Below are 22,451 nucleotides of genomic sequence, written 5' to 3'. Positions count from 1 at the left end.
GTGGATACCCGATAGTTCCCCCTTGAGTTCGAGGCATCCGGAGTTTTGAATCCCCCTGTTCGCATGGATGATGCGCCCCCTCGCATGATCGTCCCCCCCCAGCCCCTGGACGTGTGTCCCCCTGGCTGGCCGATCCGCCCCCACGGGTCGGCCTCCCGAGAAAGATCTCGCGCGGAAGCGGGCGGCTTCTTGCGGGGTGGGAGGGGCTTTGCTAAAGCTCCCGGGGTTGGGAGCGCCGTACCTAACCTCCGAAATTCATTCCAGAAACCGGCGTGGGCCGCGGAAGCACAGGTCGAGCGAGACGCTTAGGAGCGTAAACGCCCATGGGCACGCAATTGGTGATGTACGAAGAGGAGTTCACCAAGATCAACGCGGTTTGCGACCGGCTGACCAAGGACGCGAACGCGAAGGTGGTGTTCCTCGTCGACAAGAACGGGCAGCTCATCTCCTCCGCGGGGCAGACGCAGAACATCGACACCACCTCGCTGGCCTCGCTGACGGCCGGCAACGTGGCGGCGATGGGCGGCCTCGCGAAGCTGATTGGCGAGAACGAGTTCCCCCATCAGTTCCACGAGGGGGCCAGGGACTCGCTCTACATGACCATCGTGGGCAGCCGGGTGGTGCTCGTGGTCATCTTCGACAACCGCACGAGCCTCGGCCTGGTGCGCCTGCGCATCAAGAAGGCCAGTGACGAGCTGACCAAGATCTTCGAGAGTCTCGTGAAGAAGACGGATGGTCCCGGGGTCGGCTCTCCGTTCGCCGAGATTTCCGACGACGATATCGACAACCTCTTCAGCGAGTAATCCGAGAAGCCATGTCCTTCATCAACTACTCGTCTCGCGAAATCAACTGCAAGATCGTCTACTACGGTCCCGGGTTGTGCGGGAAGACGACGAACCTGCAGTACATCTACAACAAGACCGCCGCGGATACGAAGGGCAAGCTCATCTCGCTCTCCACGGAGACGGATCGCACGCTCTTCTTCGACTTCCTGCCGCTGTCGCTCGGTGAGATTCGCGGCTTCAAGACGCGCTTCCACCTGTACACGGTGCCGGGCCAGGTCTTCTACGACGCCAGCCGCAAGCTCATCCTCAAGGGGGTGGACGGCGTGGTGTTCGTGGCGGACAGCCAGATCGAGCGCATGGAAGCCAACATGGAGTCGTTGGAGAACCTGCGCATCAACCTGGCCGAGCAGGGCTACGACCTGAACAAGCTCCCGTACGTCATCCAGTACAACAAGCGGGATCTGCCCAACGCCGTGTCGCCCGAGGAGATGCGCAAGGCGCTCAACCCGCGCAACATCCCCGAGTACCAGGCGGTGGCCCCCACGGGCGTGGGCGTCTTCGACACGCTCAAGGCCGTGGCGAAGCTCGTGCTCACCGAGCTCAAGAAGGGCGGCTGATGGAGCATCGCGGGCAGCCGCGATGTTCCCCGCTCAACCTCTGGACGAAGTCCCGGTGACGCGCGCCCGCGATGGCGTGCGCACGGGATAGACTCCGGCCAGCAACCCGATCCCGGGGACGGGAGACATGGAGAAACTGGCCGTCGTTTCGTCTTCACAGCTGTTCGACATGCTCTCCAGCGCGGAGCTGCAGTACCTGTCCGAGCTGGCCGAACAGCGCCGCTACGCCGCCGGTGAGCTGGTGTTCGAGGAGGGAGAGCTGGGCGACAGCCTCTACGTCATCGTGAGTGGAGAGGTCGAGGTGGTGCGTCGCGATGAAAGCGGCCAGTCCCATCCGATCCGGGTGCTCACCGCTCCGGAGTTCTTCGGCGAGATGAGCCTCATCGACAAGGAGTACCGCTCCGCCACGGTGCGCGCGCGCACGGAGGCGGAGCTGCTGAAACTCACCGCCCAGCACCTGGCCACCTTCCGGCAGGCCTACCGGGACGGCTTCACCTTCGTCGTCATCAACATCGCGCGCATCCTGTCGGCCCGGGTGCGCGAGGCCAACGCCCGGCTCACCGCTCGCCAGGGCTGAGCCCTTCTTGGCGTTCCGCTAACCGAAGAAGTCGCGCGGCTTCCAGCCGATGTCCCCGAGGAAGCCCTGGCTCTCGGCGATGAATTGCGCGGACAGGCCCGGCGCGCACGCGAGCACGTCTCCATAACCCACCTGGTGTGGCGCCCCGTCGATGCGCACCACCACCCCACCCGCCTCCCGCACCAGCAGCGCCCCCGCGGCCTCGTCCCACGGCTTGAGGCCGAACTCGAAGTACCCGTCGAAGCGCCCCGCCGCCACGTACGCCAGATCCAACGCGGCGCTGCCCGTGCGGCGCATGCCCTGCGCCCGGACGATGAAGCGCCGCAAGAGGCCCAGGGGCCCCTCGGGCTTGTGGTGCACGTCATAGGGGAAGCCCGTGCACAACAGGGCCCGCGCCATCTCCGTGCACCCCGAGGCCCGCAGCGGTCGGCCATTGAGCGTGGCCCCCTGCCCCTTCGCGGCGGAGAAGAGCTCCCCGAGCATCGGATCATAGATGGCGCCCGCGAGCAGCCCCTCCGGCCCCTCCACGCCCACGCTCACGCAGTAGTGCGGCACCTGATGCGCGTAGTTGGTGGTGCCATCCAGCGGATCGATGATCCACCGCGTCCCCGAGCCCCGCGAGGCCCCGCTCTCCTCGGCGAGGATGGCGTGCTCCGGGTAGTGCTGGCGGATGTAGCCAATCACCACCGCCTCCGCCGCGCGGTCCGCGTCGGTGACCAGGTCGATGCCCCCCTTGTACTCAATGGTGCGCTCGCCGTGGAACCGCTCGGCGAGCACACGGCCCGCCAGCCGGGCGGCTTCCTCGGCGATGCGGCGCAGCGTGGCGGGAGACTCATCGGACATGGCGCGCTCCTCCTGGCTGACTACTTCTTCACCGGCTCCGACAGCAGCTCTTCGATCTGGGTCTGGAGCTTCGCGAGGTGATCCTCGTTGAAGCCCTCGTGCACGTAGCGCACCTGTCCCGCCCGGTCGATGAGCAACGACGTGGGCATGCCCCGCACGCGCAGCACCTTGTCCGCCACGCTGGCTTCGGCATCGAGGAGCACGGGAAGCACGGACGGCTCCACCTTCGTCTCCGCGAGGAAAGGCACGATCCCCCGGGTGTCCTCGTCCACGTTGAGCGCGTAGACCTTCAGACCCCGCGCGGCGTAGTGCTTCGCCAGATCCTGGTACATGGGCAGCGCGTCGCGGCAGGGCTCGCACCAGGTGGCCCACACGTCGAGCAGCACCACCTGGCCCCGATCCTCGGAAAGGGAGTACGGCTCGCCTCCCGGGTAGCGCTTGACGGTGAACCCGAGCGGAGCGGGCTCGGCGCCCAGGGCCGCGCTGGAGCGCTGGAACGGAGCATCGGTGAGCGAGGGCACCGAGGACGCGCAACCCGACAGGGCGAGCGCGGCGAACAGGACACGGACAGGAGTCATGGCGCTCACCCTTCTCCCACGCGGGCACGCAGCGCGGTGAGCAGTTTGTCGATGAACCCACCGAAGGCGCCGTTGCTCATGACGAGCAGGACATCCCCGGGCTGGGCCTCGCGCGCCACGCGCTCGACGAGCGTGGGCACGTCCGACGCGAAATCCGCGGCGATGCCCTGGGCCTCGAGCGCCTGGGTGACACGGGGCACGTCCAACTCCTCCCCCGAGGGCACCTTGTCGTGGCGCTCGGGGACCTTGAGGCTCGCGCGCGAGGCTCCGGTGAAGGAATGCGCGTAGTCCTCCTGGTGGATGTTGCGGCGGCTCGTGTTCGAGCGAGGCTCGAAGATGGCCCACAACCGGCGCTCCGGGTAGCGGTGGCGGATGGCGGCGATCGTCTCGCGCACCGCCGTGGGGTGGTGCGCGAAGTCGTCCACCACGAGCATGCCACCCACCTCCGCGCGCACCTCCTGGCGCCGCTTCACGCCCCGGAAGGTCGCGAGCCCCCGGGCGATCTCCTCGAAGGACAGGCCCAGCCCCCGCGCAGCGGCGATGACGCTCAGCGTGTTCTCCACGTTGTGCAAGCCCGACATCGGCAGGAGCACGCTCCCCAACACAGCGCCCCGCTCGACGACCTCGAAGCGGGCACCGTCGGGACCGAACTGGACGTGCCGCGGGGTGTAATCGGCTTCGGCGCCCTCACGCCCCACGTAGGTGATGACCTGGCCCGGACAGGCCTGGGCGAGCTTCACCGCGTTGGGATAGGCGGCGCACACCACGAGCCGGCCATCCGGGGGAATGAGCCGCACGAACTTGTCGAAGGTGGCCTCGTAGTGCGGCAGATCCCGGAAGATGTCCGCGTGGTCGAACTCCACGCTGGTGAGGATGGCCGTCCGGGGCCGGTAGTGCAGGAACTTGGAGCCCTTGTCCCAGTAGGCGGTGTCGTACTCGTCGCCCTCGACGACGAAGTGCGGCCCCTTCCCCACCCGGTAGTTGCCCGAGTAGTTCTGGGTGACGCCGCCCACGAGGAAGGACGGATCCTTCCCCGCCTCCACCAGGACGTGCGCCATGAGCGAGGACGTGGTCGTCTTGCCGTGAGTCCCCGCCACCACGACCGAATGCGCGTGCTCGAGGAAGAGCGAGCCCAACGCGGCCGGAAAGCTCATCTGCGGCAGACGGCGCTCGCGCACGGCGGAGGCCTCGGGGTTCACCCGGCGGATGACATTGCCGATGATGACCAGGTCCGGCCGGGCCACGTCCAGGTTCTCCGGCTTGTAGGGCGTGAGCGCCTGGATGTCCCACGCGCGCAACATGTCGCTCATGGGCGGGTAGACGTTCTCGTCGCTGCCGGTGACGTCGTAGCCCGCGGACTTGAGCATGCCCGCGAACGAGCCCATGCCCGTACCAGCCACGCCAACGAGGTGGATGCGGCGCACCGCGCCAGGAGAGAGGGTGTCGAGGACGTTGCCGTTGTCGTCAGCCATGTGCTTTCGGGGTGAGATCGTCGAGGTCGAGCGCCTGCACGATGAGATCGTGGAAGACGGGGCGGAAATCGCGGATACGGGTCTCCTGACGGCCATTCGCCACGCGGTTGGTGACGAGCACCACCACGAGCGAACGGCGCAGGTCCACCCAGAGACTGGTGCCGGTGAAGCCCAGGTGGCCCACCGCGCCCGGAGGCGTGTCACCGATGAAGTGGCCCGCGCTGGACAGGGCCTTGGAGGGAGAGTCGAAGCCCATGGAGCGGGTGCTGCCCGCCAGGAGCGGATCCGAGGCCAGCGCGCGGTACCAGAGCGGTCCGGGCGCGAGCGCCGCGTCCCCCGCGCATCCGGCGAGGATGGCCTGACCGAAGCGGGCCACGTCCACGGCGGTGCCGAACACGCCGGCATGGCCACTCACGCCATCCAGCACCCAGGCGTTGTCGTCATCCACCTCGCCCGGAACGGAGGGACGGGTGGGCAGCGCGCCCCAAAGGCCCTCCTGACCAGGAGCGGGCTCGCGCGGACGGGTGGCCCCCGTGGGCGCGACGAGCCCATCCGAGGGAAAATCCGTGAGCCGGTGGAAGCGGGCGGAGAGGCCCAGCGGCTCGGCGACGAGGCGCGAGAAGAGCACGTCCAGGGGCGCCTCGCCCACGCGGGAGAGGATGTCCCCCAGGAGGATGAAACCCACGTCGCTGTAGGCCGTGTGCGTGCGCCACGGATTGAGCAGCGGCGTGCGAGCGGCGGCCTGGAGCACCTCCTCGCGGACTCGAGCGCGGGTCGCCGCCGGACAGGCGGGCTCCAGGATCTCGGGAGTGGAGGTCAACGCCTCGGCGAAGAAGGGCACGAAGGGCGGCAACCCCGAGCGGTGGTAGAGCAGATCCGCCACCGTGGCCCCGGCATCCCCCACGGGCGAGCCCGGGAAGAAGCGGGCCACGGGCGTCTCGGGACCGACCTTGCCCTGGGTCCACAGGCGAAGGAAGAGCGCGGTGGTGCAGAGCACCTTGGTGACGGACGCCAGGTCGAAGCGGGTCTCTCCCGTCACGGGACCGGCCACCCCCCCGAAGACCTGCACGCCCCGGTGCAGCACCACGGCCTGGGCGGCCGGGAAGATGCCGAGCGTGACGGCTTCGTCGAGAACTTCTTGGAGCTGGGCGATGGGATGGGAACTCATGCCTGGACCGCGCCCTCGAGGAAGGTGAGGAGGGCGGCGCCCGCATCCAACCGCACGCGGGTACCCAGGGCGACGGGATAGTTGGGGATGTCATGCCCGATGGGGAACCCCGCGGCGCACGGCAATCCCGTCTCCTCCGCGAGCGAGCGCAGGACGTCCGCGCTGCTGTAGGGCGCGTCCTTGTGCTCGCAGTCGGTGAACTGGCCGAGCACGATGCCCCGCACGCGCTCGAACACGCCCGCGAGCCGCAAGTGGGTCCACATCCGATCGAGCCGGTAGGGCTTCTCGCCCACGTCCTCGAGCAGGAGGATGGAGTCCTCGAGCGGCGGCAGGTACGGCGTGCCCAGCAGACGCGAGAAGACGGAGAGATTACCCCCGACGAGCGTCCCCTCGGCGACGCCGCGCACGTAGATGGCCTCGCCCTGCAAGGACGGCGGAGGCTCCGGGGACTCCAGGAGCCGGAAGAGGTAGTCCTGGACCGCGAGAGGCTGCACGCCCAGGTGGGTGATGACGGGCCCATGGAGCGACACGCGGCCCTGGGCCTGGAGATACAGGTGGAGGGCCGTGACGTCGGAGAACCCCACCAGGGCCGAGGTCGCCAGGTTCGCCGAGTGCAGCGACGGCAACAGGCGCATGGCCCCGTAACCACCCCGGGCACAGAAGACGGCGCGGGCAGAGGTGTCCGTGAGGGCCTGGGTCAGTTCCTCGGCACGGCGGGTGTCGCTCCCGGCCAGATAACGCCACGCATCATAGAGATCCGGCCGGTGGACGGGCGCGTACCGGTCCGCGAGCAGGCCGAGGCCCTTCTCGAACGTCGGGACGTCGAAGGGACCGGAGGGGGCGACGATGTGAACGGGGTCACGAGGACGCAACGGAAGGGGTTTGAGCCAACGCACACGCGAGTCATAGCACCCGGAACGAGGGGATCCCGTCCTTCACGAACCTCCTGTCCGGACGACAACCGCCCCCTCCCCTCCTAGCCCGCCCTGCGCTCGAACACGGCGGCGAAGAAACCATCGGTCCCCTGCAGGTGCGGAGCACGGACCCAGAAGCCCTCCGACCCCTCCGCCGGGACGAGCTGGAACTCGGGGGCCCCCTGGAGGAAGTCATGAACCACGTCCTCGTTCTCCGCGCGATTCACCGTGCAGGTGGCGTAGACGAGCCGCCCGCCCGGACGCACGAGGCGGCGCGCCCGGGCGAGGAGGTCGCGTTGAACCGGGGGCAGCGCGGACAGGGCCCCGGGCTCGAGGCGGAAGCGCAGGTCCGGCCCCCGGCGCAGCGAGCCCAGCTCCGAGCAGGGCGCATCCACGAGCACCCGGTCGGCGAGCAACCCCTCGGGGGGCGAGCGCAGCACCTGGACGATGGAGAGACCCGCCCGGGAGGAGCGCTGGAGCAGCCGATCCAGCCGCCCGGCATCCGGGTCATACGCGAGGAGCCGCCCTCGGTTCTCCATGGCGGCGCCGAGCAGGAGCGTCTTGCCCCCGGCCCCCGCGCACAGATCGAGCACGGTCTCCCCGGGCCGCGCCTCGACGAGCAGGCCGATGCCCTGGCTACCCTCGTCCTGGACCTCGAAAAGCCCCTCCCGGAGCGAGTCCAACCCGTAGAGATTGGGCTTGGGCCCCACGACCTGGAGCGCGAGGGGGCTCAACGCTCCGGGCCGGGTCTCCACGCCCTCGGCCCGCAGCCGCGTCTGGAGGTCTTCCCGCCGGGTCTTGAGGAGGTTCGCCCGAAGGGTGATGGGCCCCGGGACATTGAGGTGGGCACAGAAGTCCCCGGCGGCGTCGCCCCACTCCCGGGTGAAGTGCTCGGCGAGCCAATCCGGCAGGGAGTAGCGCAGGGCGAGCGAGGACGGCTCACCGGAGACGAGCTCGGGCGGAGTCGCGAGACCCGAGAGCCGGGCGGCGACGTCGGAGGACAAGCCGACGAGCTGAGCCAGGAACGCACAAAGGAGCTCGGATCCGGAGGCCTCGGACGTGCCCAGGTGGAAGGCGAGCCGACGGCGCCACAGGGCGACATTGAAGACGGCCTCGGCGAGCACCTGCCGCTGCTCCCGGGACAGAAGCCGGTGGGCGCGGAGGGTCCGGTCGAGCACGCGCTCCGCGGGATTGCCCGAGAGGACCTGGGAGAGGGCCCCGGTCACCACGGGGGCAAGTCCTTCGAGGGCCAACCAGGGAATCGAGCGAAGTCGTGCGAGCGGATCAAAACAGGTTGTTGACAGATGACACTCCCTTCTCTAGAAAGCACCTCGTCTTCGCGACGGCGCCAACCGCCAGCGCGGCGGCGAACATATTCCCCGATAGCTCAGCCGGTAGAGCGGGTGACTGTTAATCACTAGGTCCGTGGTTCGAGTCCACGTCGGGGAGCACGCCTCATAAGGGGCCTTGGACGAAAGTCCAAGGCCCTTTTCTTTTGCCTTCCCCAGCCAAAGCACTCTGACACTCGCTGCGGAGCCCCACCGACCAGCTCAAGGGACGGGACCAGCGGAAGGCCACGCTCCTCGATGACATCCTCCCCGCCTTGGAGGGGGGCGAAGGCCCGAGGGCATTGGATCGCGGTCCCCAAGCGCGTCTACTCCTGGCTGCGCAAGGTGAAGCACGTCCTCTCGGTGGCCGAGGACCCGACCTTCGGACGGCTCACCGTGCCCCAGGCCAGGCCCGAGCAGTGGAAGCGGGACAAGGTGATTCCTCGGGAGCACTACCTCCTGGCCCGAGAGCACCTTGCTCCTCACTGGCGTGACGGGATGGACGTGCAGGCGGGCACCGGCTGGCACGTCTCGGAGCTGGTGCGCTTCGCCAGGATGGGCAGCGTGGAGCCCTACCGGGGCGAGGCCGAGGGGATCGCGGGCGTGCTGGTGTGTCCGCAGACCAAGAGTGGCGAGCCCTTGCGCACCGCCGTGTCCGCCGAGGTGCTGGAGGCCGGGAAGCGGCTGCTTGAGCGGGGCTCGTTCAGCTTCGAGAAGTACTCCCTCGCCATCAAGGGAGCCTGCACGGCGGCGAGAATCCCGCCCTTCACGCCAGGACGGTTCCGGCACTCCGTCGCTACCTGGGCCATCGAGAAGGGAGCGGACCCGGCCTCCGTGGCGGCCTTCCTCAACCACAAGAGCCCGAGCACCGCGCGTCGCGTCTACGCGACGCACGCTATCCCAGCGAAGCTCCCAACCCTGGCTTAGCCGCCACTTCGGCACGAAACTCGGCAGTCCCCTCCGCTTAGGCAATATGGTGGTGCGCAGGAAGTGATGAATAGGAGGAAGACGCGTGACCGACCCCAAGAACAAGAAGAAAGAGGGGGACATCGTTGACGCAGTAGCGAAAGCGAATCCTGGCGTTGTTCACGTAATCTTGGACACCTCTGCTCTCCGCAAGGAAATATCACCCGGCAGCGGTGCTCTTCAGCGGCTCCAAGAATTGGTGGACAAGCATGTTGTCGAGGTTCTCGTGCCGGAGCTTGTTCCCCGAGAATTGGAAACCCAGTTGGCAGCAGAGTGGAAGAAGTGGCAGCAGAAGGGAGAGAAGGATCCGCAGAAGGTTCTCTCCTGGTGCATTCCCGGCGAAATGACGACAAAGGCGGAGTCCGCCCTGGGGCACGTCAGCGAGTTCTCCGAACAGGTGGAGAAGCTGCTGGTCGATGGAGTTGCTCAGCGTCTCCGCGCGCTACGTACTCGGTTCCTGCATCTGTCGGAAGCTTCGACACGCGCGGCGTGGGACATGTACTTCAAAGGCGACGGCCCTATGAAGCAAGCCAAGAGCCGCGAAGATATTCCCGATGCGTTCATCGTGGCTGCCGCTCTTGAAGAGCAGAGCCGCCTCGGAAAGATCCTACATCTGGTGAGCGCGGACGAACGGATGCGTAAGAGCATACCGAAGGACAGGTTCGTAGGGCATGAGACGCTGAGCGCGTTCAACACGTCACAAGATATACGAGACGCGTTGAAGGCAGCGGAGCCCCCTGCTGCTGCCGAGTTGCCCGAGCCACCCACTGAAGCCCATTGGCGAGAGCGCGTGCAAGAGGCCATTTCTCAGCAGATGGACTCTGTCCAGAGCGGTGTTGAGGATTCGCTCTGGGGCGTTCTTCAAGGGAAGTCTGTTACGGCAGGCCACTTGCCCTCAGACGACAACTCAGCCGAACTCACGGGCGATGGTTCAATCGAAGAACTCAATCTCGACCTGGGAGCCATGGACGATCTTGGACACGAAGCGGTCCTCGTTCCTGCGACCATCACTATTGTCGACGCCTTGGCGGACTTCTTTGCCTTCAAGGCTGACTTCTGGGCCAGCGCAGAAGATGAGGGTGCTCATTTCTCTGTTTCGGAGGGGGATTGGAACGACCACTACTTGGCAGCGCAGGCGTACCTGACACTGAATGTCAAGGCGCTCATCCGAGTTGATCTCGAATACGACGAGGACAAGGAGCCCGTAGTTGCCACGGCCCTCATCGAGAACATCGAGTCCATGGAGGTGCAGGAACCGGAATGGTGGACGAAAAAGATGGCGACCAGGCGCCGCGTGAAGAAGTAGCTAGGACAGGAGGGGATTTCACTCCCCCAGCCAGTAGAGGCCGCGCCGGGTGCGCAACACCTGCTCCAGGAACTCCGAGAAGGAACTGGCGACCTGCTTGCAGTAGACCGGGTCCGGCCACGCCTCGTGGTCGCCGTCGAAGAGGAGGTAACGACCATTCTCCTGGCGGCTCACGTCCACCAGCACGTAGCTGCCGTCTTGCACGTCGCAGAGAGCGTACACCGAGGCCGGCCCCCACTTGTCGTCATCCTCGCCGTAGATGGCCACCCGAGCCCGGACGATCTCGGACAAGGGAAGCATCTGGTATGGCGAGTTCGGCAGCCGCTTGATCAGCTCTGCCCCGTTGCAGTGCAGGTAGAAGGCCCGGAGGTCCGAGTCCAACTTCCAGCCAACCCGCTGCTCGAACGCTTCGATTTGCTCGGGCGTGGCGGACGGATAGGGGAAGTGGTCGCGAGAAACTTCTTCCAGCAGGCGGCTCATGGGCGTGGCCATCGTCAGTTGTCCGTGTAGGGCAGGTCGGGACCCACTGTATTCCAGGGTGGCTGGCCGCCGTAGCACGCGGGATACGCCCTGTTGTACAGGTCGTGGACGCTGGGCTTCGCGGGGAAGATGTTGTTGGGATCCACCGGATCGCCTCCGTGCTGGAGATCCCGGACGTGATGGCCAGGCCACGACTTGGCGCCATCGCTGGGCCACTCTCCGAACTTCTTGCTCCAGTCCTCCCTGAAGGACTCTCGAAACCTGTCCCACCTCTTGCGTTCCACTTCCTTCTTGTCTGTCGGCAGCTTGGGATAGTTGCAGCAGCAGTGCCAGATGCCGTAGCGACTACCGGCATCAACATCCACGGGCAAGAGAACGAGGCGTCCCTTCCAATCGAACTTGAGGTCGGCCAGCCACACGCAGCCCATGAGCGGGTAACCCTCACGGGCGCACTGTACCTGGCACTGGTTCATGAATTCCCGGCGGCACTGCCAGGGGCCGTAGAAGAGGGTCGTCTTCATCTGCCCGCCCGGCACCGTCAGCCATGGCAGTTCCTTCTTCACAGCGGGCTTGGCCCCAGGTGATGGCGTGGGTCTGGTCCCGCGGGAACCGCTCGCTTCGTTGATGGAGCCGCATCCGGCAATCAGCATCAGCAGCACCGCCGTCCAGACCAACTTCATGAGAATCCCCCGTGGTGACGACTCCCTGATAGGTAGCCGATCCAATGGGATACCCGATGGGGCTGACAATTCCCGGGGCTCGCCATTCTCGGCGGCAGCATTCGAAGCGATCACCAAAAGCGTCCGTGCTTCGGCATAAGAACCTTGGCGGTCTGGACTGAGCTGGCGTGTGTCTGCTGGAGCTCAATCGCTTCTGCGCTGGCCCGGAGTGCGGCTCATGGGCTACCCGTCAGCGGTCATCGCCTCCCGCTCTGCTCCCGCCCACTCCCCCCAACAGCGCTCCTGTGCTTCCTATACGTATACGTTCGCAGGCGAACGTGGGGGGCGCGACCTCATCCTCGGTGGTGGCCGCCGCGTTCCATCCCACGCTCGCGCCCGTGGGCGTCATGCTCGCGGTGGCCGGATACGTGCTGGGCACCCATGGCGGCCTCTCGTGCGCGGTGATGCTGGAGCAGGTGCACCGGCTCATCCATTGAATAATCGCGGGGGGGCAACAGTCTGGGCGCCTCCAAATGCGCCAAACCTTCAAATTCAAGAGTGTGTCGCTCGCGCTATGTGCGTGGGCTCTCGCCGTGGGTCTCGTCAGTTGCTCGGGAGGCAACGAGGCCATCCAGACGCAGTGCGAGGGAGTCGTCTGTGGTTCCGGACGTTGTGAGGTCTCCGATGGTCGGCCTGTCTGTGCCTGCGAGCCAGGCCACCACGCCGAGGGCCTGACGTGCATGCGGGACGACGCGCCCCCGCTCGATCCGTGCGCGCCCAACCCGTGCGTGCAGCCGGGCCGCGGCCAGTGCTCCAACGTGGAGGGCAAAGCCGTCTGTGCGTGCGATTCGGGCAAGGTGGAGGACGGGAGCGGGCAGTGTGTCTCGCTCGACGCCTGCACGCCCAATCCCTGCACCGCGCCTCACAAGACGGACTGCGCGGAGGTGGAAGGTCAGCCGGTCTGCGCGTGCGTGAGCGGCTATGTGCCCGAGGGCGAGGCGTGCGTGCCGTCGAGTCCGGATGACCACGGAGACATCCCCTCCGAGGCCTCGCCAGTGCTCATCGACGCGCCGCCCACCGGCGGCGCGTTCGAGCGGGCGGAGGACGTGGACCTCTTCTCGTTCCAGGCCCAAGCGGGCCACATCTATGCCTTCACGTGCAATCCCGGAGGCGGCGCGGTGGACTGCCACGTGAGCCTGTCGGATGCGGCGGGTCAGGTGCTGGCGGTCGACAACAACGGCGGCACGGGCTTCATCGTCCACGAGTACACCTCGGCCGGGACGTACTACTTCCGGGTGTCTTCCGGCCAGATGGGCACCTACACGTACCGGCTGGAGGATCTCGGCGTCGACGACCATGGAGACACCCGGGACACCGCGACCGCGAGCACGCCTGGCGCCTCCGCCACGCCCGCGCGCCTGGAGGCCCCCGGGGACGTGGACTTCCTGAAGTTCGGCGTCGGGGCGGGGCTCACCTACTCCTTCACCTGTACGTCGACCGCCTTCGCCTGCGCCGTGGAGTTGCAGGACGCGGCGGGGACGGTGCTGGCCTCGGGCACGGCGAGCGCCGACACCGTGACGGTCCAGTACACCGCCTCCGCGGAGGACACCCTCTACGTGCGGCTCGCCGCGGACAGCGCGAGCGCGATGGGCGCCTACTCCTGGCGCCTGGAGGCCGCGTCCAGGGATGACCACGGCGATGACCTGGCGACCGCCACGGCCCTCACGCCCTCCTCCTCGGCGCTCACGGGACGGCTGGAGCGGGTGGGCGATGTGGACGTCTTCTCCTTCCAGGGGACGGTGAGCACCACCTACGAGTTCAGCTGCACCGGCACCGCCGTGGACTGCGACGTGGTGCTCGTGGATGCCAGCGGGACGGTGCTCCAGTCGGACACGGGCCCCTCGCGCGACGCCAAGGTGACGTACCTGGTGCGCTCCTCGGCGACGTACTTCGTGAAGGTGTCCGGCGGAACGGCGGAGCTGGGGACGTACACGTACCGGCTCCAGTCCCTGGGGTCGGATGACCACGGCGACACCCGCGACACCTCCACCCCGGTGACGCCCTCGAGCACCTATGGCAACGCGCGGATCAACTTCGCGTCCGACGTGGACGTGTTCTCGTTCTCCGCCGTCGCCCACCATGTCTACGAGCTCGAGTGCTCCACGGGTGTCTTCGATTGCAACGTGGTGCTGACGGATGCGGCGGGCAATGTGATCGCCCAGGACACGACGGGCGCCACGTCCGCGAAGGTGCGCGCGGAGCTGGACACGGCGGACACGTACTACTTCCAGATCAGCTCGGGTGGGCCCACGACCGGTGCCTACTCGTACCGTCTGCAGGACCTGGGACTGGATGACCACGGAGACACGGCCGCGACCGCCACCGCCCTCGTGCCCGCCACTTCCTTCAGTACAGGCCAGCTGGAGACGCCCGGGGACCAGGACTGGTTCTCGTTCTCGGGCGTGTTGAACACCAGCTATGCGTTCACCTGCACCAGCACCGCCGTGGACTGCAACGTGGTGCTCTACGATGCCGGGGGCAAGGTGGTTCAGTCCGACACCAGCACCCAACTCGACGCGAAGGTGACGCATCTGGTGCGGGCTCCCGGGACCTTCTTCGTCAAGGTGTCCGGTGGCACGGCGGCGTTCGGGAGCTACACGTACCGGCTGAGCGACCTGGGCGTGGATGATCACGGCGACACGCCGTCCGAGGCCACCCCGGTGACGTCCTCGAGCAGTTCCATTGGCGCGACCCTCCACGCGACCACGGATGTGGACGTGTTCTCGTTCGAGGCCGCCGCGGGCCATATCTACGAGCTCGCGTGCAACACGTCGGTGTTCGACTGTGACCTGGTGCTGCTGGACGCGCTCGGCGTGGTGGTGACCGGGGACACCACCAGCACCACGTACGCGAGGGTCCGCGTGGAGCTGAACACGCCCGGCACCTACTACTTCCGCATCCAACCTGGAGATTCGAAGGTCGGCGCCTACACGTACCGGCTGCAGGACCTGGGTGTGGACGACCATGGAGACACGATGGCCACGGCCACGCCCATCACCCCGGGCACGAGCTGGGTGCCGGCGCAGTTCGAGGTGCCCAAGGACGAGGACTGGTTCTCGTTCACCGCCACGGCGGGCCACATCTACGACTTCGGTTGCTCGACCTCGTCCATCGACTGTGACGTGTACGTGTTGGATGCCGAGGGAACGGTGGTGGCGTCGGACACCTCGACCGCCTCGCGGATGCGCCGGAAGCTCACCACCGGCGGGACGTTCTACCTCCGGCTCGTGGCCAACGGAGGCTGGAACGTCTCGTACACGAGCTACTCGTATCTGCTACAGGACCTGGGTGTGGACGACCATGGGGACATGATGGCCACGGCCACGCCCATCACCCCGGGCACGAGCTGGGTGCCGGCGCAGTTCGAGGTGCCCAAGGACGAGGATTGGTTCTCGTTCACCGCCACGGCGGGCCACATCTACGACTTCGGTTGCTCGACCTCGTCCATCGACTGCGACGTGTACGTGTTGGACTCCGCGGGGACGGTGGTGGTGTCGGACACCTCGCTCGCCTCGCGGGTGCGCCGGGAGTTCACCACGGGCGGGACGTTCTACCTCCGGCTCGTGGCCAACGGGGGCTGGAACATCTCGTACACGAACTACTCGTACCTGTTTCAGGACGTGGGGATGGATGACCATGGGAACACGATGGCCACGGCCACGCCCATCACCCCGGGCACGAGCTGGGTGCCAGCGAGGTTCGAGGTGTCCAAGGACGAGGACTGGTTCTCGTTCACCGCCACGGCGGGCCGCATCTACGAGTTCGGCTGCGATGCCACGACCATCGACTGCAACGTGTACGTGCTGGATGCCGCGGGGACGGTGGTGGCGTCGGACACCTCGACCGCGGTCGATGCGCAGGTGCGGCGGAAGTTCACCACCGGCGGGACGTTCTACATCCGGGTCGTGGCCGCCAGCGCCTGGAACCCCTCGGTCACCAACTACTCGTACCGGCTGCAGGACCTGGGCGTGGATGACCACGCGGACACCTTCTCGGGGGCCACGGTGCTCACGCTGGGAACGGCGACCTCGGGCAACCTCGAGTTCTCCGGAGATGTGGACTTCTTCGAGGTGAACCTGGCGGCCAGCACCGCCTACACGGTGACCACGACGGGCATCTCCACCACGCTCACCGTGTATGCCCCGGACAAGACGACGGTGATCTCCTCCGGCTCCAGTCCGCGCGCCTTCACCAGCAACGCGGCCGGAGGCGCACACTACGTCCGCGTCTCGGGAAGTTCGACGGGGGCGTACACGCTCAAGGTGCAGTAGTCACGAAGACAGCGCGTTCACGGGCCGCTCCGGTCTCAGCACGGACGCGGCCACACCGCTCAGGCCCTGCGAAGCCACCGCACGCGGCTGCTTTCGTGGAGCACTGGCCGGGAGATGGGCGGGCTCTACAAGGCCCTGGGCCAGTCCTACGCGGGCCGCGTGCAGCCGCCGGACGCGAAGCCCGTCCTCGAGAAGGCGCTGTTGAAGAAGGCCGAGGCGAGCGCCGACGTGCGCTTCGAGGCCAAGGCGCCGGGCAAGAGCACGCCCCAGCGCGTGCGCTCAAGCGAGGTACCGGACCAGAAGGTGCCCTATGTGCTCGCCTCGGGCGAGGGCCAGCGACTGGTGGCGGGCAAGGAGCTCTTCGCGCTCCTGGGCCATCAGCGGACGAGTATCCCCAGACGCCGGCGCCTTTCCGCTTCGACCGGGTGCTCTCCAAGCTCAATGAGCTGGACTTGAAGCTCGTCCAACTGGTGAAGGACCCACTGAATCGCACGCAGCCGACAATCCGACGAGTGACGATCCCCGCGAGGGGCGATTGAAGGAGGGATTGGGGGAGATTTCACTCCCCCAGCCAGTAGAGGCCGCGCCGGGTGCGCAGCACCTGCTCCAAGAACTCCGAGAAGGAGCTGGCGACTGGCCCGCAGTATCTCGGATTGGGCCATGCCTCGTGGTAGCCGTCCGTCAGAAGGTAGCGGTCGTTTTCCTGGCGGGAAACATCCACCAGCACATAGTTCCCGTCCTGGACGTCGCAGATGGCCCACATTGCAGCGGGCCCATGTGCGTCATCGTCGTTCTTCTTCCCGAAGATGGCCACCCGCGCCCGGACGACCTGCGACAGCGGGAGGATGCGGTAGGGGGTGTCCGGCAATCGCTCAATCAACTCCGCCCCGTTGCAGTGCAGATAGAAGGCCCGCAGATCCGCATCCAACCACCAGCCCGCCCGCCGCTCGAACTCCTCGATCTCCTCAAGCGCGGCGGGAGGATACGGGAAGTGCTCGCGAGAGACCTCTTCGAGCAATCGGCTCATGGACGTGGCCATCGTCAGTTGTCCGTGTAGGGCAGGTTGGGGCCGACTGTATTTCAGGGAGACTTACCGCCGTAACAGGCGGGGTACTGCTCGTTGTACACATCGTGAACGTCCGGTTGCGCGGGGAAGACATTATTGGGGTCCACCGGGTTCCCGCCGTGCCAGAGATCTCGGATGTAGTGCCCTGGCCAGGACACCCCGCCCTGCTCGGGCCACTGACCAAACTTGTCGCTCCAGTCCTTTCGGAAGGATGTCCGAAATCTATTCCACGCCTTGCGTTGAGTTGCATTGTCCTCGGGTGACAGCCCGGGGTAGTCGCAGCAGCAGTGGTAGATGCCGTAACGGCTCCCAGCCTTGGCGGGAACGGGAAAGACAACGAGGCGTCCCTCCCAGTCGAACTTGAGATCGACCAGCCACATGCACCCCTTGAGTGTATGGCCCTCACTGGCGCATTCCTTCTTACCCGTTCATGAACTCCCGGCGACACTGCCAGGGGCCGTAGAAAAGGGTCGTCCTCATCCGTCCGCCCGGCACGTTCAACCAAGCCAGTTCCTTCTTCACGGCGGGCTTGGCACCTGGTGCGGGCGAAGGGCCAGAGCCTCCCGTCCCCAAGCCCATCCGTTCTCTGGGTCGTCGCGCATCCGATGAAGAGCACCGCCAACGCCACCGTCCTGGCCAGCTTCATGGAGCGTCCCCTGGCGCGTACTGCGCTCCCCAGGAGGAAGCCAATCTCGGAGATTACCCTGCCCCCGTCCCAGCGGAGGCATCCGTTGCCCTTCAACTTCCTGAAACATTCGATCGGTGGCTCAGTCGCTCCATGAACCGCTCGATGTGCGCGTTGACCTCGCTGGGATTGTCCAGGTTGGTGAGGTGATTGGCATTCGGGATCGTGTGGAACTCCGCGCCCCGGATATGCACCGCCAGGTACGCCTGCTGCCTCCTGACCAAGTCGTCCTGGTCCCCATGGAGGATCAACGTGGGACAATCGACCTTGCCCAGGTCCGCCCGGCTCTCCATCCGCAGATTGCCCTCCCAGTGGCGGAGGAAGTGATCGCGGGGCATCGACTGGAATGCCTCCTCGACATACCGCTTGTTGGCGGGGTTGATCCGCGACAACAGCTCCGCGGTCAGCCGGCCCGTCCATTTCAAGGGCAGGAGCCGGACGCTCAACCGGTTGAGGGGGACCGTCAGCTTCTCGAACCCGTTGAAGGAGTTGGTGAAGGGCGTGCCGATCAGGATCAACCCCTTGACCCGCTCGGGCCTGCGAACGGCCATCTGGAGCGAGATGTGCCCGCCCATGGACAGGCCACACAAGGTGGCGGACTCGATTCCCAGCGCGTCCAACAGCCCCACCAAGTCCCTGCTGAAATCCTCCGGGTCCACCGGTCCCTCAGGCAACGACGAGCGGCCATGCCCTCGCACGTCCCAGACGACCGTCCGATACCGTTTGGATAGGGCGTCGACCTGGGGTGCCCACTGCCCATGGTTCATGGAGTGCCCATGGGTGAAGACGATGGGCGAGCCCGAGCCCGTGTCCTCGTAGAACAACGTCACGCGGTTGGTTTCGCAGGTGGGCACGGCGGCTCCCTTCGTCGGCGAAAGGCGGTCAACACCCACGCGGAAATTTTACGAGGACAACAGAACGGGAAACCCCGTTCCAACCGCGCTTGACCCGAAATGCGCGGATTGGCCCTCCTTCGGACATTCCCCGAAGGAGTCGTCTTGCGCAACCCATTTGAACTCAAAAGTCTGGCGGTCGGAACGCTTCTCGCCACCCTGGTGGCCTGCTCGGGTCAGACCGATCCCATGGAGCCCTCGGAGGAGTCCGTGGCCTCCGTGGAGGGCCGCGCGCTCTCCACCCGGGTCGTCGGGTACTTCCCCACGTGGCAGGGCGACGTCAACACCATCCAGTACGACAAGCTCACCCACATCAACTACTCCTTCCTGCTCCCCACGGCCCAGGGTGGCCTGTACGGCGTGAGCAGTGGAGATGCCCGCTTGCAGTCGCTGGTGCAGAAGGCGCACGCGCGAGGCGTCAAGGTGCTCATCGCGGTGGGCGGCTGGATGGATGGCAATGACTCGCCGTTCGAGCAGATGGCCGCCAATGCGAGCACTCGCACCACCTTCATCAACAACGTGCTGGCCTTCGTGGATCAGGCCGGGCTGGATGGCGTGGACATTGACTGGGAGTGGCCGGATCCCGGCGCCTCGTCCCAGAACTTCGGCGCGCTGATGAATCAGCTCGGCACCGCACTGCACGGCCGGGGCAAGCTGCTCACCGCCGCGGTGCTCGCCTCCGGGGGCGACGGCATCCCCGTCTCGTCCTTCGCCGACGTGGATTTCCTCAACATCATGGCCTACGACATGGGCTATCCCCACTCGTCGTATGAGGTCGCCGTCCAGTCGATGGATTACTGGCTCGGCCGCGGTCTGCCCAAGTCCAAGGCGGTGCTGGGCGTGCCCTTCTACGGCAAGAACTCGTCCAACGGCGCCTACACCTACGCGCAGCTCGTCGGAATGGATTCCCAGGCCCCCAACAAGGACGTGGTCAACGGCATCTATTACAACGGAATCCCCACCATCAAGAGCAAGACCCAGCTCGCGCTCCAGCGCGGCGGCGGCGTGATGATCTGGGAGATCTCCCAGGACACCTCGGGCGCGACCTCGCTGCTCAACGCCATCTACGAGGTGGCTGGCGGCGGCAACACCACCAATCCGGCGCCGTCCGTGAACCTCACCTCCCCCGCCAATGGCACGACCTTCACGCCCGGCAGCACCATCACCCTGAGCGCCAACGCCTCGGACTCCAACGGCAGCATCACCAAGGTGGAGTTCTTCGCGGGTTCCACCAAGGTGGGCGAGGACACCTCCGCTCCCTACAGCATCGCCTGGACCAACGTGGCGGCCGGGACCTACTCGCTGACGGCGCGGGCCACGGACAACGGCGGCGCGAGCACCACCTCCGCGGCGGTCTCCATCACCGTGACGAGCGGCACGGGTGGCACCTGCGCGGGCGTGGCGGCCTGGACGGCCTCGCGCGCCTATGTGAAGGGAGACACGGCCACCTCGGGCGGCAAGCTGTGGCGCGCCAAGTGGTGGACCCAGAACGAGACCCCCAACGGCAGCGAGTGGGGTCCCTGGGAACTGCTCGGCAACTGCTGATGCTTCACCGGGCCCGGCGGGAGGATGACGCTTCCCGCCGGACCCGAGACCGCGTCACGGCGAGGCAGCCGGGGCGCGCGTTCCGCTCCACGTCCGGACCCAATCGACCCACATCTCCTGGTTGTGGACCTGCGGGCCCGGCGTGTTCCCATCCCATCCGCCCAGCTGGAGTGACAGCAGCAGATAGGCGGGAACGCCGAGGATGCGCGAGTGGGACCAGGAGCCCGTCTTGACGCCATCCACGTAGAACTCCAGCAGGCCCGGCTGCCAGTAGGCGCCGTAGACGTGGAAGCCATCCGCCCGCGGAGGGAAAGTCACGTGGCCCCAGTGCATGGACTGGTGCTGAGCGGCATACCCATCCCAGTGCGTGGCGTGCGACGTCACCTCGGGGCCCCAGATGCCCAGCGACTCCATGATGTCCACCTCCATTCCCCCATTGAAGGTGGAGGCGGTGTCTCCCCAATCATCCTGGACCATCAACTCCAGGGACTTGCCGTAATTGGTGTTGGCGTACTCGCCCCACTGAACGGTGGCGTCCTCACTGGCGAAGTAGGTGACGCCATTGATGACGAGACGGGGGCGATTCGCCTGCACGGCTGCCTCCCGGCTGTGGAACTTGATGAACTTCGTCCGCAGGTAGGTATCGGCGATGACGAGGCTGACCTTCTTGTCGCCCGCCAGCTGCTGCCCGACGAACTCCGTCACATCGACGCTCACCTCCTGGCCAGGGTTCCACTTGTTGTTCCACCGCTGCTCCAACCACACCGGGTCCGGAGTCGGCTTGTTGTTCCACGTCAGGGAGGACTCGCTCCAGGAGTCGTCGAGCAGCTTCATGAAGACGAGGTTGTTCGTCTCCCCGCTCTCGATGGCGGAGGCGGTGAGCTTCAAGGTGGCGGTGTTGACCTGGGAGAGGTTAGCGCCCGTGAGATCGAACTTGAGGTACGTCCGGGCGTAGGCCCCCTGCCACCCGTAGGAGCCCCGGTCCGGCATCAACCAGAACGCCGGCCACAAGCCCTTGACGGGGGGGTACTTCACCCGGGCCTCGAAGTAGCCGTATTGCTGCCGGTAGTTGAAGAAGGTGCTGACCTCGCTGGCGGAGTAGGCGTAGTTCACGCCGCTGTAGGACATGTTCCGCTGCTCGGCCCTGAGCTTCAGGTACCCACCCGAGACCGTCACGTTCCTCGGAGACAGTCCGCCACTGCCAGCGATACCCGCCCAATGGCCTCCCAACCGCCACTTCGTCCCATCCAGGGAAGAGCCATTGAACTCGTCCTGGAACTGGAGCTGCCAGGTGCCAGGAATACTCGGCGAAGGTGCCGCCGCCAGGGCCTGGGGAGCGGCGAGCGCGCAAACCACGGCACTCACAAGAGGACGAACGCAAGGGATTCCGAGGGCGGACATATGACTCCTGGGGGCGGGGGTTCCAAACGCCACGAGGAGGCGCCGCACACCGGGGGACCCCGGGGCGGACGCCTCCTCATCGTGGGTGCTGCGTATCCGGTACGACGATGATCAGTTCACCGGGCAGAAGACGATGTCGAAGTCCTCGGCGTTGCACGCCGCCATCGGACCCGCGTCGTCACCCGACCACGAGTAGGACTGGGAGCAACCGGCGTCGAAATACTTCGCCACGGTGCTGTTCGGGTTGTCCCGGTCACGGCTGACGCAGGCGATGACCTTGCCCGCGGCGTTGCGGAGCTTGCCCGTCTCGGGACAGCCCGGCAGCAGATCCTTCGGACAGCTCCGGGTCTGCGCCGCGCAGGTCGTCCCGCTCCCCAGCTCGTAGGGGATGATCTTCAACGGGAGGTTGTGGGCATCCACGTGGCTGAGGTTGAACCAGTCCCAGCTGGAATAGCCGAAGACGTTCTCGTTGAAACCAAACTCGGCCAGCGAGTGGTGCTCGAATCCCGGATCCTCGCCCTGACGAAATCCCCAGTACCGCTTGGAGATCATGTGCTGCGTGTTGGAACCGATGGTCCGGCAGGCCTCCGCGCCCGAGGCCAGGTTTCCTCCGGAGATGTTGTTGCCGGCGAAGGTGACGGCGAAGCCGCACTTATTGATGAAGCGCAGCGTGGTCTTCCCATCACCCTTGACGGCGCACCCGAGCGACTGGGTCTCCTGGCCCAGCACGTCGGCCTCCTCCTCCAGCTCCGGACCCGCGCAACCCACCAGGGACAACATCGAGATCAGCGCAACCCCGTACGTCTTCATGGATGTTTCCTTCTCCTGACTCGACAG

General features: G+C 66.4%; 22 protein-coding genes and 1 tRNA gene. 10 read left to right on the top strand and 13 right to left on the bottom strand.

Annotated elements, in window-relative coordinates:
* Positions 1 to 323 precede the first annotated feature (323 nt).
* From mglB to MEBOL_RS26205, 3 genes are all read left to right on the top strand, one after another.
* Positions 324 to 803, top strand: coding sequence for a gliding-motility regulator GTPase-activating protein MglB (gene mglB, locus MEBOL_RS26215; protein WP_095980022.1), 480 nt, complete (start codon positions 324 to 326; stop codon positions 801 to 803).
* 11 nt (positions 804 to 814) lie between these two features.
* Positions 815 to 1,402, top strand: coding sequence for a gliding-motility regulator Ras-like GTPase MglA (mglA, locus tag MEBOL_RS26210; RefSeq protein ID WP_095980021.1), 588 nt, complete (start codon positions 815 to 817; stop codon positions 1,400 to 1,402).
* 127 nt (positions 1,403 to 1,529) lie between these two features.
* Positions 1,530 to 1,979: a cyclic nucleotide-binding domain-containing protein gene (locus tag MEBOL_RS26205; RefSeq protein WP_095980020.1), complete on the top strand. Its 450-nt coding sequence runs from the start codon at positions 1,530 to 1,532 to the stop codon at positions 1,977 to 1,979.
* Positions 1,980 to 1,997: 18 nt separating this feature from the next.
* On the opposite strand, the gene MEBOL_RS26200 is transcribed toward MEBOL_RS26205, so the two are convergent.
* The 6 genes from MEBOL_RS26200 to MEBOL_RS26175 form a co-directional block, all read right to left on the bottom strand.
* Complete coding sequence (locus MEBOL_RS26200; RefSeq protein ID WP_095980019.1) at positions 1,998 to 2,822, bottom strand: inositol monophosphatase family protein; 825 nt, start codon at positions 2,820 to 2,822, stop codon at positions 1,998 to 2,000.
* A gap of 20 nt (positions 2,823 to 2,842) precedes the next feature.
* Positions 2,843 to 3,400 carry a TlpA family protein disulfide reductase gene (locus tag MEBOL_RS26195; protein WP_095980018.1) on the bottom strand — a complete coding sequence of 186 codons (558 nt, stop codon included), beginning with the start codon at positions 3,398 to 3,400 and terminating at the stop codon, positions 2,843 to 2,845.
* Positions 3,401 to 3,405: 5 nt separating this feature from the next.
* Positions 3,406 to 4,872 carry a UDP-N-acetylmuramate:L-alanyl-gamma-D-glutamyl-meso-diaminopimelate ligase gene (gene mpl / locus MEBOL_RS26190; protein WP_095980017.1) on the bottom strand — a complete coding sequence of 489 codons (1,467 nt, stop codon included), beginning with the start codon at positions 4,870 to 4,872 and terminating at the stop codon, positions 3,406 to 3,408.
* Positions 4,865 to 6,040, bottom strand: coding sequence for a serine hydrolase domain-containing protein (locus MEBOL_RS26185; protein WP_095980016.1), 1,176 nt, complete (start codon positions 6,038 to 6,040; stop codon positions 4,865 to 4,867). The genes mpl and MEBOL_RS26185 overlap by 8 nt, the downstream gene beginning before the upstream one ends.
* Positions 6,037 to 6,912: a S66 peptidase family protein gene (locus MEBOL_RS26180; RefSeq protein WP_245918867.1), complete on the bottom strand. Its 876-nt coding sequence runs from the start codon at positions 6,910 to 6,912 to the stop codon at positions 6,037 to 6,039. The genes MEBOL_RS26185 and MEBOL_RS26180 overlap by 4 nt, the downstream gene beginning before the upstream one ends.
* A 104-nt stretch (positions 6,913 to 7,016) precedes the next feature.
* The gene (locus MEBOL_RS26175) at positions 7,017 to 8,183 is read right to left on the bottom strand and encodes an RsmB/NOP family class I SAM-dependent RNA methyltransferase (protein WP_095980014.1); all 1,167 of its coding nucleotides are present in this window, start codon (positions 8,181 to 8,183) and stop codon (positions 7,017 to 7,019) included.
* A 147-nt stretch (positions 8,184 to 8,330) separates the two neighbouring features.
* Here MEBOL_RS26175 and MEBOL_RS26170 point away from each other — a divergent pair.
* The 3 genes from MEBOL_RS26170 to MEBOL_RS26160 all read left to right on the top strand — a co-directional run bounded on the left by MEBOL_RS26170 (position 8,331) and on the right by MEBOL_RS26160 (position 10,554).
* Positions 8,331 to 8,403, top strand: a tRNA-Asn gene (locus tag MEBOL_RS26170).
* Between the two features lie 137 nt (positions 8,404 to 8,540).
* Positions 8,541 to 9,209: a tyrosine-type recombinase/integrase gene (locus tag MEBOL_RS26165; protein ID WP_095980013.1), complete on the top strand. Its 669-nt coding sequence runs from the start codon at positions 8,541 to 8,543 to the stop codon at positions 9,207 to 9,209.
* 85 nt (positions 9,210 to 9,294) lie between these two features.
* The gene (locus MEBOL_RS26160; RefSeq protein WP_095980012.1) at positions 9,295 to 10,554 is read left to right on the top strand and encodes a PIN domain-containing protein; all 1,260 of its coding nucleotides are present in this window, start codon (positions 9,295 to 9,297) and stop codon (positions 10,552 to 10,554) included.
* 18 nt (positions 10,555 to 10,572) lie between these two features.
* Here the strand turns inward: MEBOL_RS26160 and MEBOL_RS26155 are convergent, their stop codons facing one another.
* Complete coding sequence (locus MEBOL_RS26155; protein WP_095980011.1) at positions 10,573 to 11,046, bottom strand: SMI1/KNR4 family protein; 474 nt, start codon at positions 11,044 to 11,046, stop codon at positions 10,573 to 10,575.
* Positions 11,047 to 11,048: 2 nt separating this feature from the next.
* Positions 11,049 to 11,714, bottom strand: a complete 666-nt coding sequence (locus tag MEBOL_RS26150) for a hypothetical protein (RefSeq protein WP_095980010.1) — start codon at positions 11,712 to 11,714, stop codon at positions 11,049 to 11,051.
* A 167-nt stretch (positions 11,715 to 11,881) separates the two neighbouring features.
* Here MEBOL_RS26150 and MEBOL_RS43965 point away from each other — a divergent pair, with 167 nt between their 5' ends.
* The 3 genes from MEBOL_RS43965 to MEBOL_RS26135 all read left to right on the top strand — a co-directional run bounded on the left by MEBOL_RS43965 (position 11,882) and on the right by MEBOL_RS26135 (position 16,480).
* Positions 11,882 to 12,190: a DUF819 family protein gene (locus MEBOL_RS43965; RefSeq protein ID WP_095980009.1), complete on the top strand. Its 309-nt coding sequence runs from the start codon at positions 11,882 to 11,884 to the stop codon at positions 12,188 to 12,190.
* 36 nt (positions 12,191 to 12,226) lie between these two features.
* Positions 12,227 to 16,024, top strand: a complete 3,798-nt coding sequence (locus tag MEBOL_RS26140; protein WP_157775494.1) for a trypsin inhibitor-like cysteine-rich domain-containing protein — start codon at positions 12,227 to 12,229, stop codon at positions 16,022 to 16,024.
* A gap of 114 nt (positions 16,025 to 16,138) precedes the next feature.
* Positions 16,139 to 16,480: a cupin domain-containing protein gene (locus MEBOL_RS26135; RefSeq protein ID WP_095980007.1), complete on the top strand. Its 342-nt coding sequence runs from the start codon at positions 16,139 to 16,141 to the stop codon at positions 16,478 to 16,480.
* Between the two features lie 103 nt (positions 16,481 to 16,583).
* Here the strand turns inward: MEBOL_RS26135 and MEBOL_RS26130 are convergent, their stop codons facing one another.
* The 3 genes from MEBOL_RS26130 to MEBOL_RS26120 all read right to left on the bottom strand — a co-directional run bounded on the left by MEBOL_RS26130 (position 16,584) and on the right by MEBOL_RS26120 (position 18,629).
* Entirely contained in the window at positions 16,584 to 17,063 is a 480-nt protein-coding gene (locus MEBOL_RS26130) for an SMI1/KNR4 family protein (protein WP_095980006.1), read from the bottom strand.
* A 41-nt stretch (positions 17,064 to 17,104) separates the two neighbouring features.
* Positions 17,105 to 17,470, bottom strand: coding sequence for a hypothetical protein (locus MEBOL_RS43175; RefSeq protein ID WP_245918864.1), 366 nt, complete (start codon positions 17,468 to 17,470; stop codon positions 17,105 to 17,107).
* Positions 17,471 to 17,828: 358 nt separating this feature from the next.
* Positions 17,829 to 18,629 carry an alpha/beta fold hydrolase gene (locus MEBOL_RS26120; RefSeq protein ID WP_095980005.1) on the bottom strand — a complete coding sequence of 267 codons (801 nt, stop codon included), beginning with the start codon at positions 18,627 to 18,629 and terminating at the stop codon, positions 17,829 to 17,831.
* Between the two features lie 144 nt (positions 18,630 to 18,773).
* Here MEBOL_RS26120 and MEBOL_RS26115 point away from each other — a divergent pair, with 144 nt between their 5' ends.
* Positions 18,774 to 20,213, top strand: coding sequence for a glycosyl hydrolase family 18 protein (locus MEBOL_RS26115; RefSeq protein WP_095980004.1), 1,440 nt, complete (start codon positions 18,774 to 18,776; stop codon positions 20,211 to 20,213).
* A 54-nt stretch (positions 20,214 to 20,267) separates the two neighbouring features.
* Here MEBOL_RS26115 and MEBOL_RS43170 read toward each other — a convergent pair whose 3' ends face one another.
* Both MEBOL_RS43170 and MEBOL_RS26100 read right to left on the bottom strand, forming a co-directional pair.
* Complete coding sequence (locus MEBOL_RS43170; RefSeq protein ID WP_245918862.1) at positions 20,268 to 21,578, bottom strand: CBM96 family carbohydrate-binding protein; 1,311 nt, start codon at positions 21,576 to 21,578, stop codon at positions 20,268 to 20,270.
* A gap of 147 nt (positions 21,579 to 21,725) precedes the next feature.
* Positions 21,726 to 22,424 carry a thaumatin family protein gene (locus MEBOL_RS26100; RefSeq protein ID WP_095980003.1) on the bottom strand — a complete coding sequence of 233 codons (699 nt, stop codon included), beginning with the start codon at positions 22,422 to 22,424 and terminating at the stop codon, positions 21,726 to 21,728.
* Positions 22,425 to 22,451: the final 27 nt, after the last annotated feature.

This window comes from Melittangium boletus DSM 14713, assembly GCF_002305855.1.
In the GTDB taxonomy this organism is placed as follows: Bacteria; Myxococcota; Myxococcia; order Myxococcales; family Myxococcaceae; genus Cystobacter; species Cystobacter boletus.
The sequence above is the reverse complement of the archived record's forward strand: the minus strand, read 5'-3'. Positions and strand labels throughout refer to the sequence as shown.